Source organism: Roseobacter sp. N2S (assembly GCF_031454055.1).
Taxonomy (GTDB): Bacteria; Pseudomonadota; Alphaproteobacteria; order Rhodobacterales; family Rhodobacteraceae; genus Amylibacter.
This window is the reverse complement of record NZ_JAVDQB010000006.1, coordinates 1-15,161: the sequence shown is the minus strand read 5'-3', so window position 1 is coordinate 15,161 and position 15,161 is coordinate 1. Positions and strand designations below refer to the sequence as shown.

At 55.4% G+C, this 15,161-nt stretch carries 16 protein-coding genes and 5 pseudogenes; 9 read left to right on the top strand and 12 right to left on the bottom strand.

What is annotated here, in order from left to right:
• Positions 1–5: 5 nt before the first annotated feature.
• Complete coding sequence (locus tag GGE09_RS14410) at positions 6–443, bottom strand: DUF1489 domain-containing protein (protein WP_309746853.1); 438 nt, start codon at positions 441–443, stop codon at positions 6–8.
• Between the two features lie 168 nt (positions 444–611).
• Between GGE09_RS14410 and GGE09_RS14405 the strand changes: the two genes are divergently transcribed.
• From GGE09_RS14405 to GGE09_RS14395, 3 genes are all read left to right on the top strand, one after another.
• Positions 612–2,876 carry an adenosylcobalamin-dependent ribonucleoside-diphosphate reductase gene (locus GGE09_RS14405; protein ID WP_309746852.1) on the top strand — a complete coding sequence of 755 codons (2,265 nt, stop codon included), beginning with the start codon at positions 612–614 and terminating at the stop codon, positions 2,874–2,876.
• Positions 2,877–3,283: 407 nt separating this feature from the next.
• Positions 3,284–3,799 (top strand): hypothetical protein, encoded by a 516-nt coding sequence (locus tag GGE09_RS14400; protein ID WP_309746851.1) that lies wholly within the window; start codon positions 3,284–3,286, stop codon positions 3,797–3,799.
• A gap of 97 nt (positions 3,800–3,896) precedes the next feature.
• A complete protein-coding gene (locus GGE09_RS14395; protein ID WP_309746850.1) occupies positions 3,897–4,319 on the top strand; it encodes a hypothetical protein in 423 nt (140 codons plus the stop codon).
• Positions 4,320–4,372: 53 nt separating this feature from the next.
• Here GGE09_RS14395 and GGE09_RS14390 read toward each other — a convergent pair.
• The 3 genes and pseudogenes from GGE09_RS14390 to GGE09_RS23435 all read right to left on the bottom strand — a co-directional run.
• Positions 4,373–5,281, bottom strand: a pseudogene (locus GGE09_RS14390) (IS3 family transposase); the annotation flags it as partial.
• A complete protein-coding gene (locus GGE09_RS23440; protein WP_405048557.1) occupies positions 5,245–5,370 on the bottom strand; it encodes a hypothetical protein in 126 nt (41 codons plus the stop codon). The gene GGE09_RS23440 and the pseudogene GGE09_RS14390, both read right to left, overlap by 37 nt.
• Positions 5,371–5,392: 22 nt before the next feature.
• Positions 5,393–5,548: a transposase gene (locus GGE09_RS23435; protein WP_405048556.1), complete on the bottom strand. Its 156-nt coding sequence runs from the start codon at positions 5,546–5,548 to the stop codon at positions 5,393–5,395.
• Between the two features lie 52 nt (positions 5,549–5,600).
• Between GGE09_RS23435 and GGE09_RS14385 the strand changes: the two are divergent.
• Positions 5,601–6,143 (top strand): annotated as a pseudogene (locus GGE09_RS14385) (integrase core domain-containing protein); the annotation flags it as partial.
• A gap of 20 nt (positions 6,144–6,163) precedes the next feature.
• Here the strand turns inward: GGE09_RS14385 and GGE09_RS14380 are convergent.
• Positions 6,164–6,640, bottom strand: coding sequence for an LLM class flavin-dependent oxidoreductase (locus GGE09_RS14380; RefSeq protein WP_309746849.1), 477 nt, complete (start codon positions 6,638–6,640; stop codon positions 6,164–6,166).
• Between the two features lie 103 nt (positions 6,641–6,743).
• Positions 6,744–7,925: an MFS transporter gene (locus GGE09_RS14375; protein ID WP_309746848.1), complete on the bottom strand. Its 1,182-nt coding sequence runs from the start codon at positions 7,923–7,925 to the stop codon at positions 6,744–6,746.
• An 84-nt stretch (positions 7,926–8,009) separates the two neighbouring features.
• Here GGE09_RS14375 and GGE09_RS14370 point away from each other — a divergent pair, with 84 nt between their 5' ends.
• On the top strand, positions 8,010–8,906 hold the full coding sequence (locus tag GGE09_RS14370) for a LysR family transcriptional regulator (RefSeq protein WP_309746847.1): 897 nt from the start codon (positions 8,010–8,012) through the stop codon (positions 8,904–8,906).
• Between the two features lie 241 nt (positions 8,907–9,147).
• On the opposite strand, the gene GGE09_RS14365 is transcribed toward GGE09_RS14370, so the two are convergent.
• From GGE09_RS14365 to GGE09_RS14355, 3 genes are all read right to left on the bottom strand, one after another.
• Positions 9,148–9,546 carry a RidA family protein gene (locus GGE09_RS14365; protein ID WP_309746846.1) on the bottom strand — a complete coding sequence of 133 codons (399 nt, stop codon included), beginning with the start codon at positions 9,544–9,546 and terminating at the stop codon, positions 9,148–9,150.
• Between the two features lie 63 nt (positions 9,547–9,609).
• Entirely contained in the window at positions 9,610–10,008 is a 399-nt protein-coding gene (locus GGE09_RS14360; protein WP_309746845.1) for a DUF6220 domain-containing protein, read from the bottom strand.
• Between the two features lie 3 nt (positions 10,009–10,011).
• Positions 10,012–10,590, bottom strand: a complete 579-nt coding sequence (locus tag GGE09_RS14355; RefSeq protein WP_309746844.1) for an NAD(P)H-dependent oxidoreductase — start codon at positions 10,588–10,590, stop codon at positions 10,012–10,014.
• 92 nt (positions 10,591–10,682) lie between these two features.
• On the opposite strand from GGE09_RS14355, the gene GGE09_RS14350 reads away from it, so the two are divergent.
• Positions 10,683–11,579, top strand: a complete 897-nt coding sequence (locus GGE09_RS14350; RefSeq protein WP_309746843.1) for a LysR substrate-binding domain-containing protein — start codon at positions 10,683–10,685, stop codon at positions 11,577–11,579.
• A gap of 608 nt (positions 11,580–12,187) precedes the next feature.
• On the opposite strand, the gene GGE09_RS14345 is transcribed toward GGE09_RS14350, so the two are convergent.
• A complete protein-coding gene (locus tag GGE09_RS14345; RefSeq protein WP_309746842.1) occupies positions 12,188–13,066 on the bottom strand; it encodes a LysR substrate-binding domain-containing protein in 879 nt (292 codons plus the stop codon).
• A gap of 98 nt (positions 13,067–13,164) precedes the next feature.
• On the opposite strand from GGE09_RS14345, the gene GGE09_RS14340 reads away from it, so the two are divergent.
• The 3 genes and pseudogenes from GGE09_RS14340 to GGE09_RS14330 form a co-directional block, all read left to right on the top strand.
• Positions 13,165–13,869: an SDR family oxidoreductase gene (locus GGE09_RS14340; protein WP_309746841.1), complete on the top strand. Its 705-nt coding sequence runs from the start codon at positions 13,165–13,167 to the stop codon at positions 13,867–13,869.
• The gene (locus GGE09_RS14335) at positions 13,859–14,119 is read left to right on the top strand and encodes a DUF6552 family protein (protein ID WP_309746840.1); all 261 of its coding nucleotides are present in this window, start codon (positions 13,859–13,861) and stop codon (positions 14,117–14,119) included. The genes GGE09_RS14340 and GGE09_RS14335 overlap by 11 nt, the downstream gene beginning before the upstream one ends.
• A 174-nt stretch (positions 14,120–14,293) precedes the next feature.
• Positions 14,294–14,713 (top strand): annotated as a pseudogene (locus GGE09_RS14330) (tyrosine-type recombinase/integrase); the annotation flags it as partial.
• Between the two features lie 60 nt (positions 14,714–14,773).
• Here GGE09_RS14330 and GGE09_RS14325 read toward each other — a convergent pair.
• Both GGE09_RS14325 and GGE09_RS14320 read right to left on the bottom strand, forming a co-directional pair.
• Positions 14,774–14,869, bottom strand: a pseudogene (locus GGE09_RS14325) (IS481 family transposase); the annotation flags it as partial.
• Positions 14,845–14,928: pseudogene (locus GGE09_RS14320) on the bottom strand (hypothetical protein); the annotation flags it as partial. The pseudogenes GGE09_RS14325 and GGE09_RS14320, both read right to left, overlap by 25 nt.
• Positions 14,929–15,161: the final 233 nt, after the last annotated feature.

Here is a 15,161-nt window from a genome sequence, read left to right as displayed (position 1 = left end):
TGTCCTTAACGCAACCCGATATCGGCCAAAGCCAGCGCCAGTTCTTTGGGCAGCGCGTCATCCGATACTCGGGATTCGGGCAGATCTGCGGGCGCGTCTTCGGGCTTTAGATAACGCCAGCCCTGAAACGGGCGGCGCGTGGCGCTGGTGGTGCGGATCAGTTTCGGGGCCATCACAATGGCACAGCGGCGAATGCCGTCAACGCCTGTAACCTCGTCCAGACGCACGATTTTCTGGCGGGCTTGAATCGCCCCCTTGATCACCCAGTATAGCGATCCGCCATCCAGCAAAGCGGCCTCTTGTTTGGGCCACATACGGGTCACATGGCTGGACAGATAGTCTGCCCCGCCAGCATCCTGACGCTGTTGTATCCAGCCGAGCAGGTCTTCAAAGCTTTCTGCGCCGACGCAGAGCTTTATCAAGTTGATGTGTGTTTTTGACATGGCACCGCTAGATATAGTATTCTATGTTCAACAACACTACAGCGATTCCTAACGGGGCGAAAGATCAGTTTCTTCCCAGAATCGTTTGACGCCTCTGGATCGAGCATTTAGTTACGAGGTCCATTCTCTGCCGCTGCATCACTGCCACCGAACACAAGGTTTACCAATATGACCTCTTTTTCTGCTCCGATTGCCGAGCAAATCTGGGATATGAAATATCGTTTTAAGGATGCCGCTGGCAAACCTGTAGACGAAACAGTCGAAGACAGCTGGCGCCGTGTGGCGCGGTCTTTGGCAGAGGTCGAGAACACACCCGAAGTTTGGGAAGCGAAGTTTTATGATGCGCTGGAAGGATTCAAATTTCTGCCTGCGGGCCGCATTCTGGCAGGGGCAGGTACCAAACGGTCTGTGACCCTGTTCAACTGCTTTGTTATGGGCACCGTGCCTGACAGCATGGGCGGTATTTTCGACATGTTGAAAGAGGCTGCGTTAACCATGCAGCAGGGTGGTGGGATCGGTTATGATTTCTCGACCATCCGTCCCAAAGGGGCTGTGGTCAAAGGCGTTGCTGCCGATGCATCTGGTCCGTTGTCTTTTATGGATGTCTGGGATGCCATGTGCCGCACGATCATGTCTGCGGGCTCGCGCCGCGGTGCGATGATGGCGACAATGCGCTGCGATCACCCCGACGTAGAAGATTTTATCGTTGCCAAACAAGACAGTGCGCGGTTGCGTATGTTCAACTTGTCCGTGCTGATCACCGACCCTTTCATGGAGGCTGTAAAGGCCGATGGCCCTTGGGAACTGAAATGGGGCGATAAGGTTTATAAAACCGTTGAGGCGCGGGATCTGTGGAACCGGATCATGAAATCCACCTATGATTACGCCGAACCCGGTGTGATTTTCATCGACCGGATTAACCAGAAAAACAACCTGAACTACTGTGAAACCATCGCGGCGACCAACCCCTGCGGCGAACAGCCTTTGCCGCCTTATGGTGCCTGTTTGCTGGGGTCGATCAATTTGGCGACTTTGGTCAAAGATGCCTTTGAAGACGGAGCAGAAATGGATGAAGATGCGTTGAACGATCTGGTCGCAACCGCTGTTCGCATGATGGACAATGTGGTCGACGCCAGCCGTTTTCCGTTGCAAGAACAAAAGGTCGAAGCCTTGGCCAAGCGCCGTATCGGTTTGGGCGTAACAGGTTTGGCGGATGCGTTGTTAATGGTCGGCGAACGCTACGGTTCCGTCGAAGGCGCGGCTGTAACGGAACGTTGGATGGGTCTGATTGCCCGTGCGGCCTATCGTGCGTCTGCCCGTCTGGCCGAAGAAAAAGGCGCGTTTCCATTGTATGACGCGAAAAAATTCCTCGACAATGACAGCATGCTGTCGATGGACGAAGAAACCCGCGAATTGGTGGCGGAACACGGCATTCGCAATGCGCTGCTGACCAGTGTGGCCCCGACTGGCACCATCAGCCTGTATGCCGGCAATGTGTCCAGCGGTATCGAACCGGTCTTTGCTTATTCCTACACCCGCAAAGTGTTGCAAAACGACGGCTCCCGTTCCGAAGAAGAAGTTGTGGATTACGCGGTGGATTTGTGGCGGCAAAAATTCGGTGACACACCTTTGCCCGATTATTTTGTAAACGCGCAAACGCTGGCCCCGCTCGATCACGTGCGTATGCAGGCAGCGGCACAAAAATGGATCGACAGCTCCATTTCCAAGACCATCAACTGCCCCGAAGATATTTCATTCGAGGATTTCAAAGAGGTCTATATGGCCGCGTGGGATCAGGGGTGTAAGGGCTGCACAACCTATCGCCCCAATGATGTGACAGGTTCGGTTCTGTCGGTCTCCGAGGAATCCGAGACCGTGCCGGAAATCGACACAGGCGCGGATGTTGTCTATATCGCAGAACCCCTTGATCGCCCCGAGGCATTGGACGGCCACACCTATAAAATGAAATGGCCTGAATCCGAGCACGCCATTTATATCACCATCAACGACATCATCCAGAACGGTCAACGGCGCCCGTTTGAAGTGTTCATCAATTCCAAAAACATGGAACATTATGCCTGGACTTTGGCCCTGACACGGATGATTTCAGCTGTGTTCCGGCGCGGTGGCGATGTGTCCTTTGTGGTCGAGGAATTGAAGGCTGTGTTTGATCCACGCGGCGGGGCTTGGGTGCGGGGACGTTACATTCCCTCAATGCTGGCCGCCATCGGCAGCGTGATCGAAGAACACATGGTCCGCATCAACTTTATCGACGGCGAAGGCCAGCACCTGAAAACCGACCCCCACGCCGAGATCATCCAGATGAAATCCCCAGCACGCGGCAAAAGCTGCCCAAGCTGTGGCGGCATGGGTCTGCAAATGGTCGAAGGCTGCATGACCTGTCTGGATTGCGGTCATTCCAAATGCGGGTAACAGGTTGAGCGGGTTCGTGTCTGTCGATGCGGGCATAGTTATGCCAAAACCCCCGATTTTGTTTGCCACGAAACGGGGCAAGTTTTGCCATAGGTGCCTAACGTACTGAATTAAAATAGTTTTGGCCGAATGGATGATTTGGCCAAAAACAGACCTAAAAAAGCGTGAATTGGCGGGGCAAGAGGCAGTGGGCATCGAGTAGATGGCCGTGTCAGTGTACCGTATACAGCAGTGACTGGGGTAAATGGCTGCAAGTTTTGTAGCGTAAATGCCTCATATACTCTGACCGCTGCCTTCTCACCAGATTTCCAGATCTTGCGCGGGCCCTCTTGTGAGGCCGCGAAGATCCGGAAACTCCGGTGAGGCCGAACCAAAACAAACATCAAAAATAGCCAGACCGATAGACAATGCTGCTGCTACAGCGTGACTGGCCAGCATGCCTTTTGAAAGGAGGGAATGGGCTTCTTGAGCTGCCGCTTGGCGCAGCATTGTTCGGGATGAAACCGATGACTTTCTACAGAACCTTCTATACCAAACAACCTTGCCCCAAGCTCGGACACGTCCGCCGGTTTCTCCGCGATCATGGGACCGCTTTGGCTTTGGCCGCTCGCAGGCTTGGTGGTCCAGCCGCCAGTGGCCGCGTGTTCCTCCTGTGTGAAGCTGTACGCCACACGAGGTACCTGACACGGGCCCAAAGTAGCCAGCTTGTAGACTTCCACCGGTTGCTGAAGCTGGAGCATGTCAGCGATCCGGATCGTATTGAGTGTGGCCTCTTTGCTGAGATAAATCCCGCCTCAGGTTTTGTTGATGAGTGCTGCGTGCTGTCCGAGAAATTGGGCTCGTTACTTCGGAAAATCGCTGAAAACGATCCGGCGGAGGACAGCGTTACCCCAGCCTCCCAGAAAATCTCGCAAGCTGCGTGATCCCCCAGGGCCGGCCCGTGCAGGGTCGGCTGTCTTGAAGGGGCGGCCATCCCGGGCGCCCCAATGAACGACAATTAACTCAAGGGGTATCACGACGATGCACGTGCTTTACAACAAACAAAACATGGATGATCTGGCAGCCGAGGCCGTAGGCTTGGGAAGGCAGGTCGCCGAGAGAGCCAAAGCGCTTCATCTGGGCGACACAGCAAAGGATGTGGCGCTCGTGTCGCGCTGCTTTGCGCGCCTGAAGGATCGCCAACCGTTCGATGAAGCTGATGAAGGAGGCTTTGATGCCGTTATGGAGATTTTGGAGCGCAGTATTGCTTCGGAGTTCCTGGGCAGTGAAGAGCGGTTTGAAGAGACTGGTTATGATGATTTTGGCCCACGCGGCGAAACGCGTGAAACACCAGTCTATTCCAACCGCGGCAATGAACTCATCGAGCTGCAATATCTGTTCCAGGATTTTCTCAACAGTCGCGACGGTGTACTCGACCACGTTGCTGCGCACCGCTTGACCTGAGCCCCAAGTCTCCTCCAGCCTTGCGCGGAGTCCTTGGGGTTAAATCTTTGGCGTTAGGCCGCCATCTTGTCCATTGTCTTTCTCTGCAAAAATTTCATCGGTGTCAGGTTGCCCAATGCTGAATGTGGTCTGCGCCAGTTGTAATCCTCCTGCCATTCTTCAAGTGTTTTGCGGGCATCGCGCAATGTTCCAAACAGCGTTTCGTTGAGGCATTCGTCTCGAAGCTTGCCGTTGAAGCTTTCAATGAAGCCGTTCTGCTGGGGCTTTCCAGGCGCGATATAATGCCAATCGATGCCGGTTTCCTGAACCCATTTGAGGATCGCCATACTGGTGAACTCAGTGCCGTTGTCTGAAACTATTGTCTTCGGCATGCCTCGTTCTGCGATGATCTGATTCAGTTCGCGTGCAACGCGGTGACCAGACAGCGATGTATCAGCCACCAGCACCAAGTTCTCACGACTGAAGTCATCAACGACTGCAAGAATGCGGAAGCGGCGACCGTCCGTCAACGCATCTGATACGAAATCCAAGCTCCAGCGTTGGTTCGGGCCGTCTGGCAGCACCATGGGCTTTCTTGTGCCCAAAGCGCGCTTCCTGCCGCCTCTGCGGCGGGCCTGAAACTTCTCTTCGAGGTAAATGCGCCTCACCTTCTTGTGCCCTCTCATCGTTTGCAAGCAAACGACTGCCGGGTGACAGTTCACTTCAAAGCCCTCCCGCGCAATCATCACGTGGACACGACGACAACCAAACCGTCGCCGTTCCCTCGAAACCCGCTTGATGGCATCCCTTAGCTCGGCATCATCACTCCGCCGCGACAGATACCGCACCGAAGACCGATCAACCTGAAGCACTTCACACGCCCGCCGCTGACTGACCGGATGAGCGTCCATCAGATGCGCCACCGCTTTCCGCTTTCCAACGGGCGTCACCATTTTTTTGAATTGATGTCTCGCAACATTGCGTTGTCCAACATCTGTTCTGCCAACAGCTTCTTCAGCTTGCCGTTCTCGTCTTCCAACGCTCGCAACCGCTTCGCGTCAGACGGCTCCATGCCGCCATACTTCGATTTGTATTTATAGAACGTCGCCGAACTGATCCCCCTCTCGGGCTTTTGCTTGCAAAACCCTACCGGGCAGCGCATGCCGCCGACACACATCAGCGGTCTTCTCGCCAGCTTCCTGCTCCTTGATCATCGCAATGATCTGTTCGTCCGTAAATCGTGCCTTCATTTGTCCGTCCTTTTGTTGGGCGGACTCTACACAAATCTGGAGGAGTTTTAGGGGCACCCGAGCACCGATGGCGATCCCGCAGGGGCCAAACCAACGGTGGTCGCTCGACTTTGTGTCCGACAGCCTGTCCTGCGGTCTCCGGTTCCGCATTCTGAACGTGATCGACGACTTTAGCCGCGAATGTTTGGCTGCCGTGGTCGACACATCGCTCTCAGGCGACCGTGTGGGCCGTGAGCTGGACCGCATTGCTGAGATGCGCGGCTACCCCTGCATGGTGGTCAGCGATAACGGCACAGAGCTGACTTCGAATGCGATCCTGAAATGGCAGGAAGACTGAAAGGTTGACTGGCACTACATCGCGCCGGGGAAGCCCAAGCAAAATGGGTTTGTGGAAAGCTTCAACGGGAGGATGCGGGATGAATGTCTAAACGAGCACCTGCTCGACAACCTGCGCCATGCCCGCCAGTTGATCGCTGCGTGGCGTACCGACTTAAACCACCACCGCCCACACACATGCCTCGCTGGCCTGACGCCAGTCGAATATGCTAACAGGTCAGAAGAGGACCAAAACCTGAACAGGGCTAACCTAAATTAGCGGACTCAATGGGGAGCAGGTCATGGTCCTTGCAGCGCATCCACTGACCAGAGGTTGCGCATCTGGTCGACGCGACCGCGAAGGTTGGCTCCGCGGGCCTCATAATCGAGACCCATAAGAGGGTATTCCACCGGACGGTCTCCCGACGCGATGCCAAGGATAAATCGCCCGCCCGATAGATGGTGCAGGCTGGCCGACATCTTGGCCAGCAAGATCGAATCCCGTAGTGGCAAGACGATACCCGCAGTGCCAAGCGCTATGCGCCGTGTGCGGCCGGCAAGAAAGCCGAGATAGGGAAACGGGTCGAAAACCTGTCCAGCGTCCCCGAAGCTTGGATCGTGAACCGGCACGTCCCGCAACCAGACCGCATCGAAGCCAAGGCCCTCGGCCAGCTCCACGCCCCTGGCGGGGTTTGAGGTGTCTGGCACACCAAAAGGGCGACCCTTGATACGGGCGCGGCGTTGGCCGGCTTCAGACCAGTGGCAATTCAATGCCAAAAGTCATGCGGTCTTTGTAAATCAGATTTAGGGCAGACATAATACGAACCTCCTGTTCATTGGTCTGCCCCGCTGCACGTTAGATACGGCGGGGCAAATGAAGTTATTCAGCAGCAACAGCTTGGGGTGTTGTTGTATTCAAGCGACCAGACAGGCGCACCAGAATGATCCCGACAACCACCACACCAGCGGCGATGTAAGGCGCAGCGGCAAGGCCGATGCTTTCCACCACAAGTCCACCAGCCCATGCGCCGCCGGCAATGCCGAGGTTGAACGCACCGATGTTCAAACCGGACGCCACATCAACCGCGCCGGGCGAGACTTCGCGTGCGATTTGCACGACGTAAGACTGCAGCGGTGGCACGTTGGCGAAGGCAAAACCGCCCCAGAAGGCCGCAACCGCGATGGCTGCAATCGGGCTGGTGAGGAGCGCGCCGAGAGCGACCAGTGATATCGCGAGACCAGCAAAGATCACCGTCAGGGACGCGACTGCACCGATACGGTCAGCCAGTTTTCCGCCGGCGATGTTACCTACGGCGACAGATGCACCATAGAGCAATAGCACCAGACTAACCGCGCCCGCAGACAGGCCCGTGACTTCGTTCAACATCGGCGCAAGGAAGGTAAAGGCGATGAAGTTGCCGCCATAGCCGACAGCCGTGATTAGATAGACCAGCAGAAGGCGCGGCGAAGTCAGCACCTGAAGTTGGGCTTTGATCCCCGCTGATGCGGTCTTGGTCAGATTGGCGGGCAACAAGATGGCAGAAGCGATGAAGCCGATAACACCCAGCGCGACAACGCCAAGAAAAGTTGACTGCCAGCCGAAGTTTTGGCCGATGAATGTCCCCAAGGGAACACCCGTTACAAGCGCGACAGTCAAACCAAGGAACACCAGCGCAATGGCCGAGCTTTCTTTTTCGGGTTCCACAAGATCGGTCGCGATGGTCGAGGCGATTGCAAAGAACACGCCGTGAGCGAGACCGGTGATAAAGCGCGCAGCGACAAGGCTGCCGTAATCCGGGGCAAAGGCGGCATAAGCATTGCCGAGCGTGAACAGCGCCAGCAAGAGCAGTAACAGTGTCTTGCGCGGCACACGGTCAGCCATGGCGGTTAGCACGGGCGCACCGATGGTCACGCCAAGCGCATAAAGGCTAACCAACAGGCCAGCGGAGGGGATAGAAACGCCAAGATCGGCGGCAATGGTGGGTAGCAGTCCGACGATAACGAACTCGGTCGTTCCGACGGCGAAAGCGCTGATGGTCAGCGCCCAAAGAGCAAGTGGCATCGGTTTTCTCCAATAAATTTGATGTCGACGCCGTATATGCCAGCCGCTATCTATTGCGAGAACAGACAAGTTTGGAATGGATCATTGCAGAAACTGCACGAATTGTTACGCATGGGGGATTTGGCCTCCTTTGTCAGTATCGTCGATGATGGGGGCTTTGCTGAATCTGCACGGCGCAGAGGGGTGTCTGCCTCTACGCTCAGCCGATCAGTCACGCGGCTGGAAGACCAATTGAAGGTCACGCTGTTGCGGCGCACGACGCGATCTATCGAGATCACCCCCGAAGGGGCCGCCGTTCTGGCTGAAGCGCGCGAGATTTTGGACCGCAGCGAAGCCCTGCAAGAGATCGCTACCAGCGGACAGGCCCCCGCCGGGCCACTGCGTGTAAACGCACCGGTTCCTTATGTCCTGCATGTCCTCGCCCCGCGTCTGGCTGAGTTCCACGCAAAGTATCCGGACATCCAGCTGTCGATCGACATGACAGACTCGCTGGTGGATCTGATCGGCAGTCACGCGGATGTTGCCATCCGGCTGGGCCAGCTGCCTGATAGCGACATGTTGCACCGGCCCTTGGGGCGCACGGCTTGGAAATTGGTGGCTGCGCCGAGATATCTTGATCGCAAAGGCTGGCCAAAAACACCGGCCGACCTCGCACAGCTGGAGCAAGTTCGGTTCGCGGCACCAGATCATATCAACACATTGCGCTTTGATGGTCAGTCCAACCCTGTGACGGTGCCCACCGCCCTGACCGCGGGTAATGGAGAGGCTGTGCGCCAGATGGTATTAGGCGGACTGGGAATCGCGCGGTTTTCCAATTTCATGATCGCAGACGATATCCAAGCCGGGCGTTTGATTGAGCTGTTTCCTGGTCAACTCGAAGCCGCACCTTTGAATATCTCAGCGCTCTACCTTACCCGCGTTTCAGGATTGCGCCGTCTGGGCGTCTTTCTTGATTGGCTGGGGAACATTAGTGGCGGCTAAGTTCTGCAAGGACCCTTGCAGCATGCATAACGATTCCGAGCAAGGCGTGGCGTCAAAAGGTTACTTTTAATCAGTCTTAAATCGACATATTTTCAGATGTCCGCTTCTTGGAAGCTGCACCGCAGCGGCGAGACCTCTTGCTAACAGTTGGTGAGGTCCGTCCCTCACGAACGGCCCAAAAGCTCAGATTTTAATAACTTCCGAAGTTGCCAAGGCATCTTCAATCTTGACGCCAAGATACCTAAGCGCGGCTGGGGATTCGAGCGATCACCTTGATTTCAAAGTCAAACCCAGCGAGCCAGTTCACACCTACGGCTGTCCAGTTCGGGTAAGGCTTTTCAGGAAAAGCGCGATCCTTCGCCAGCATGATGTCACCGAACTGTGCCTCGGGATCCGTATGAAAACTTGTAACATCGATTATATCGCTGAGGGAGCAGCCAGCGGCGTGCAATACATCGATCAAATTGTCGAAGGCGCGCTGAACTTGTGTCGCGAAATCGGGCTCCGGTGTTCCATCTTCACGGCTTCCCACCTGGCCCGAAACGAACAACAAGTCGCCAGAGCGGATGGCCGCAGAATATCGGTTGGTGTCATACAGGTCTTGGCGGCCTGACGGGAATACGGGGTCTGGTTTGGTCATTGGGTGTCCTTTGGGCTGAGAAATCTGCGACGCGCAGGGCGGCATTCGCACAGGTATTGCGGGTTAGGAGTGTAAGGCACGGCGATGTTCGGTCTTGGCCAGTAAGACAAGGGCAGCGGTCAGCAGCAGGCTTGCATTGAACGGGTGCAGCGCCAGCAAGGTCGCGCTGCCCGTGGCCAGCGCAATCTGCAATCCGTAGAGCGCCAGAGCGCCCAAAGCCCACCATGCGAACCCGCGCAGATAGCCAATGGCGCAGGCCATAATGGCCATAACGACGATCGGCACACCGGCCAAGCCGCCGACCATGCCGTGGATGGACCACGGCAAGTCGGCGAAGAGCGACTGTCCGGCGAGAAAGAACTGACCCGCGAGGGCGATGGGAAGCAATCGGGCCGACCATGCAAACAGGGCGGGCGTGCCTTGGTCGAGAGCGGCGAAGGTATCGTGTATGCCTGCGGTCATGGCTCAGACCTCTGCCGTCTGGGCAACCCGTGGGGTCGCGATGAACGCTTGAAGTGCACGAGTGTAGCTTTGGGCCGCGGCTGCCAATGCGGCCTCATCGAGCTTGTCCGCTGAAAACGTCAGATGTGGCGCATGCCATGGCAGGCCACAGCGATGCGCCATCGCTTTCAACGGGGTGAAAATTTCATCAACCGAATAATGATTTTGCCCTGACCGCGTATAGGCTTCGGCCACGTTGCCAAGCGTCGCGGCCACCATCAACGGCGTCCCCGCAAGGTGCGCGCCCTCGTCTTGTGGAAAGACATAGTACATCCGCGTCAGCACGGCGTCTTGCCAAGCCTTCAAAATGGACGGCGTCGCATACCATTGCACAGGGAATTGTAGCACAATGCGGTCGGCCCCAAGCAGCAGTTGGGCATCAGCTGCGGCATCCGTGAACATATCGATGTGCCCATCGGGATAGCGTGCCTGCACATCGATAGCAGTCACGCATTCAATGCCTTGCGCCGCACGAAACAAAGCCGCATTGGCGACGGATTTTTCGATATCGCGGTGGAACATAAGTAGCAGTATCTTGGTCATCCTCGCAGTCCTTTTGCATGCGTTTGACCAAGAGGTAGACCCGCAAGACAAATAACTCCAACTGATATAAAATATAGTCTATTATTGATTTCATGAATTTAAGATCAATCGACTTGAACCTGCTGGTGGTGCTGGATGCGCTTTTGGACGAGGCCCATGTGAGCCGCGCGGCGCATCGGTTGAACCTCTCTCAACCCGCCGTATCGAATGCGCTGCAAAGGTGCCGTGATCTGTTTGACGACCCGTTGCTTGAGCGCGGACGCGGCACAATGCGGCGGACCGCGCGGGCAGACGCGCTGCGGGGGCCACTTAAATCCGTTCTGGGCGAACTGAATGACCTCATTGATCCGCCGGAAACGCCTTTGCACAGCTTGCGCCAAACCGTGCGGCTTACCATGGCAGACGATCCGACATTTCTGATCGCGGGACCGCTTTTGACCGCATTACAATCCACCGCCCCGGGGGTGACCCCCATTTTCCAACCTTGGAACGGCAGCACGGCAGCGGCGTGTGATTTGCTGAGTGGCGCAACAGACATCGCCGTTTCGGTCTTTGCACAACAGATTGAGGGCATCGAACAGATCACATTGTTTGACGAAACATATGTTGTTGCGATGCGGCGCGATCATCCTGCCGCACAGGCGTTTGATCTGGATGCGTGGCTGGCGTTCCCGCATGTCCTGATGTCGGGAACAGGAGCCGCGCAATCCCCTTTAGATGCTCAGCTTGCGGCGATAGGACGGTCGCGCCGCGTTGGTGCGGTTGTTCCGTCCTTCCAACTTGTCCCGTCGTTGTTGGCGCACACAGATCATATCGCGATGTTGCCCAAACACGGGTTTGATCAAAACGCGCATCCGCTTTTGAGCAGCTTTGATCCGCCGATTGAGGTCAGCGGCTTCCCCCTGCATCTGGCCAGCCACACGCGCCAATCGAACAATCGCGGGGTCCAGCATGTGATTGCCACGATCAGAGAGATTTTTCTCGTTTGAAATCAAGGTTCGTCTGAATGTCCCCAGATGTCCTTTCTTTCCCGCCACGAACCCAAACAGCGGCACATATTTGGTCAAAATCTTGTTGCTACAAGCTGTTTCTATCCGTTAGAGAACATTGGCGCACAGCTTCTACCCGATTGCCTGCGTCGCGCAGGGAAGCGACAGATCGATGCTTTTTACTGGCTGCAAACAAATATGTAGATAAGATGGGCTGCCCTAAGGCAGCCCATGAATCCGACTTACCACTTACCATTCACTCGCGCGAAAACCTTGAAGGTGGGTGGCGCTGTTTCAGTTGGTCCGTCGCCCTATGGCTATAATATTGGTTTGATGTTCAAAAATCGAGATGTAATCGTAAAAATTTAAGTTAATGCCTATGATAAGCGGTCGTACATTGCGGTTGCAACCGAGGTCCGATGTACGGGACTTTACTGCCGTTTGCCGCAGCGCAGAATTCTATCAGGTTTTCGATCCAGCTCGATACAAGGGCGGAAACCGGACCTTCGCTGCGCTTTGCACCGATGTCAGCAATGCAGGACAAAGGGTGCATTCGCCGCACACCCACCGATGGCGGTTATCTGTGACTTATCCTTGAACTTTTTGAGTTAAAGCGGTGCTCCAGCTTGCGCCAAGAACCATGTTACAACGGTATCAATTGCAGCGTTCTGTTTTGATTTACGCATAGCGAGCAGGTAGAAATCCTGTTTGCCAGACAGGGTTTCTGGCGTGATTTGTATCAGCCGTTTGGCTGCAAGGTCAGTTGCCACAAGAAAGCGGCTTACAAGAGCCGCTCCCTGACCAAACAGCGCGGCGTCCACAGCCAACGACGTTTGGCTAAGGCGCAGCCCATGACCTCGACTATCTTCGAAATTGTGCAATTTGAGGAATTCGGGCCAAAGATCATGGGTGTCGTGTAGCTTGGGCATAGACGATATTGTTACTGCATCAAGAGGTAAGGCGCGCCCGCCGATAAGGCTTGGCGCAGCCACAGCAACAACCTCTTGGCGAAACAAAAGGTGAGCGTCCAAGGAGGCACCAAAGGGAGGCTTGCCTTGCCGCACAGCAAGGTCAATCCCGTCACTGTGGAAGCTTGATACCTTTTCAGTGGCCAGAATACGCAGATCGACTTCAGGATGCTTGGCCGAAAATTCCGGCAGGTTGGGGATCAGCCATTTTGCAGCGAATGTGGGTGTCACGCTGACAAGGACTTTGCCCGGCTCAGGCTTTAGGTGATCGGTGGCATTGCGTAGCGCTTCAAATGCGGCAGCGACAGTCACGTGATAACTTCGTCCTGGCGACGTGAACGCCAGCCCCTTGGGCAGTCTTTCGAACAACTGCACACCAAGCTGCGACTCAAGTTGGCGCACGTGTTGGGCAACGGCACCTTGAGTGACGCCCAGTTCATCCGCTGCGGCACGGAAATTCAGAAACCGGCCAGCCACGTCAAATGCGCGCAATCCATTGAGGGGAGGAAGTTGAGTCATATGACAGTAGTATTCCTATAACCAATAAACATCAATTCTCCATCGAGACGATGGCACTCTTATTGTATCAATCAGGTAAATCAAAAATGGAGAGAAAAATGTCAGTAGAAAAAGTTGCACTCATCACCGCAGGCGGAAGTGGAATGGGCGCTGATGCCGCACGCCAGTTGGCCGCAGATGGATTTAAGGTCGGGGTCTTATCATCATCGGGCAAGGGCGAGGCACTTGGCGTGGAATTGGGTGGCTTTGGCGTCACAGGTTCCAACACCAATCCCGACGACCTCTCCGCACTGGTTCAAGGCGCCGTAGAGCGCTGGGGCCGTGTGGACGCCTTAGTCAATTCCGCAGGCCACGGCCCCAAGGGACCGGTGCTGGAAATCTCGGATGATGATTGGCACACAGGTATGGAAGTGTACCTGATGAACGTCATTCGCCCAACGCGGTTGGTCACACCAATCATGCAGGCGCAGGGTGGCGGGACGATCATCAACATTTCCACCTTTGCGGCTTTTGAGCCTGATCCGCTATTCCCGACCTCGGGCGTATTCCGGGCGGGGCTGGCTGCTTTCACCAAGCTTTATTCTGATAAATATGCCGCCGACAATATTCGCATGAACAATGTTCTACCGGGTTTTATCGACAGCCTTCCAGAGACCAAAGATCGCAAGGCGCGCATTCCGATGGGGCGCTATGGACGGGCACAAGAAGTTTCCTCAATGATTTCACTACTGGCGTCCGAAAACGGAGGCTATATGACTGGTCAAAACATACGTATTGACGGGGGATTGACCCGTGCCGTCTGACGTTATTGTCGAAAGACCGCAGTTTGATCGCATCGTTTTTGCGGTCAAATGGGGCGCGTCGATCATTCAGATCATGGGATACACTGCCACGGGGGTTGGATGGACGCCGTGGAATCTCTACTTATTTTTGATTGGCGTGTTGGGGTGGTTTGCAGTCGGCGCGATGTGGAACGACAAGGCGTTGATGCTGGTTCATCTGGTCGCACTCGGCGCAATGATTGCCGGCATGGCGAGTGGGTCAACGTCGTGAAGCGGGCATTCGTGCAAGATGCAGCATCGGTCAATCTGGGCTCGTGGACTAAGCCGCTCGCGCGGCAGTGGCGCTTGTGGCGGTCGTTCTACTTCCTGATTTGACGTTGCTTTCGTGTTTCAGGGTTCTTGGCTGATGATTGGGACCTTCTCGATCGTCAAACAGGAGGTTCCCATGACACAGGAGAAAGTAAGCCCGCTTCGTGAGCGGATGATGGAAGACATGCGCATTCGCGGGATGCAGGAGACGTCGCAAAAGAGCCATATCCGGGCCTTAAAGGATTTCACGACGTTCCTTGGTCGTTCACCTGATACTGCAGAGCCGGATGATCTGCGCGCCTATCAGTTGCACATGGCGGATACGAACGTCACACAATCAACATTCAATGCGCGCATCGTGGCGCTCAGGTTCTTTTTCTCGATGACGTGCGATCGCGACGGGATGAAGAAGTACATGCAGTTTCGCACTGAGCCGCGCAAATTGCCCTTCGTCCTTAGCGTTGAGGAGGTCTCGGCCTTGCTGGTCTCAGCACCCGGACCCGGCCTCAAATATCGCGCGGCATTGAGCATTGGCTATGGGGGTGGCTTGCGCGCGTACCAAACGATCCTAATGGGCCCCAGATGATACTTCTGGCGCAGATACAGAACTTTCTCAACGATCTCGGGCGGCTTTTGATTGGCCGGGTTCTTTGGAATTGACTTGGCATTCTTCAAACCCGCTTCGCCATGCTTTTGATAGGCATCGCGCCATCTATAAAAGCTGGATCTCCCAATCCCAAAAATACCGGCACGCCTTACGGGCGTTGCCAATCTTCTCGGCGTGCTGGATCACTCTAAGCTTGCGTTGAATGTCGCGTTTTCCGTCGTCATGAATACTTCCTCCATCCCAAATTAGGGAATTTACAGGAAGTGTCCCGAGAGTCTGTACATATCTACATTTCGCGTCCGTGAATAGCCCCTAGTATTGTAGACGCTTTCTTCCCTAATTTTGAGGCAAGGAGGCCGTTATGGGGAAGCCAAATTTCAGTGAAGATTTCAAGCGT

Coding starts and splice junctions, on each gene's coding strand:
- GGE09_RS14410 (WP_309746853.1), bottom strand. CDS start 443: ATGTCAAAAACACACATCAACTTGATAAAGCTCTGCGTCGGCGCAGAA.
- GGE09_RS14405 (WP_309746852.1), top strand. CDS start 612: ATGACCTCTTTTTCTGCTCCGATTGCCGAGCAAATCTGGGATATGAAA.
- GGE09_RS14400 (WP_309746851.1), top strand. CDS start 3,284: ATGCTGCTGCTACAGCGTGACTGGCCAGCATGCCTTTTGAAAGGAGGG.
- GGE09_RS14395 (WP_309746850.1), top strand. CDS start 3,897: ATGCACGTGCTTTACAACAAACAAAACATGGATGATCTGGCAGCCGAG.
- GGE09_RS23440 (WP_405048557.1), bottom strand. CDS start 5,370: ATGGAGCCGTCTGACGCGAAGCGGTTGCGAGCGTTGGAAGACGAGAAC.
- GGE09_RS23435 (WP_405048556.1), bottom strand. CDS start 5,548: ATGAAGGCACGATTTACGGACGAACAGATCATTGCGATGATCAAGGAG.
- GGE09_RS14375 (WP_309746848.1), bottom strand. CDS start 7,925: ATGCCACTTGCTCTTTGGGCGCTGACCATCAGCGCTTTCGCCGTCGGA.
- GGE09_RS14365 (WP_309746846.1), bottom strand. CDS start 9,546: ATGACCAAACCAGACCCCGTATTCCCGTCAGGCCGCCAAGACCTGTAT.
- GGE09_RS14360 (WP_309746845.1), bottom strand. CDS start 10,008: ATGACCGCAGGCATACACGATACCTTCGCCGCTCTCGACCAAGGCACG.
- GGE09_RS14355 (WP_309746844.1), bottom strand. CDS start 10,590: ATGACCAAGATACTGCTACTTATGTTCCACCGCGATATCGAAAAATCC.
- GGE09_RS14350 (WP_309746843.1), top strand. CDS start 10,683: ATGAATTTAAGATCAATCGACTTGAACCTGCTGGTGGTGCTGGATGCG.
- GGE09_RS14345 (WP_309746842.1), bottom strand. CDS start 13,066: ATGACTCAACTTCCTCCCCTCAATGGATTGCGCGCATTTGACGTGGCT.
- GGE09_RS14340 (WP_309746841.1), top strand. CDS start 13,165: ATGTCAGTAGAAAAAGTTGCACTCATCACCGCAGGCGGAAGTGGAATG.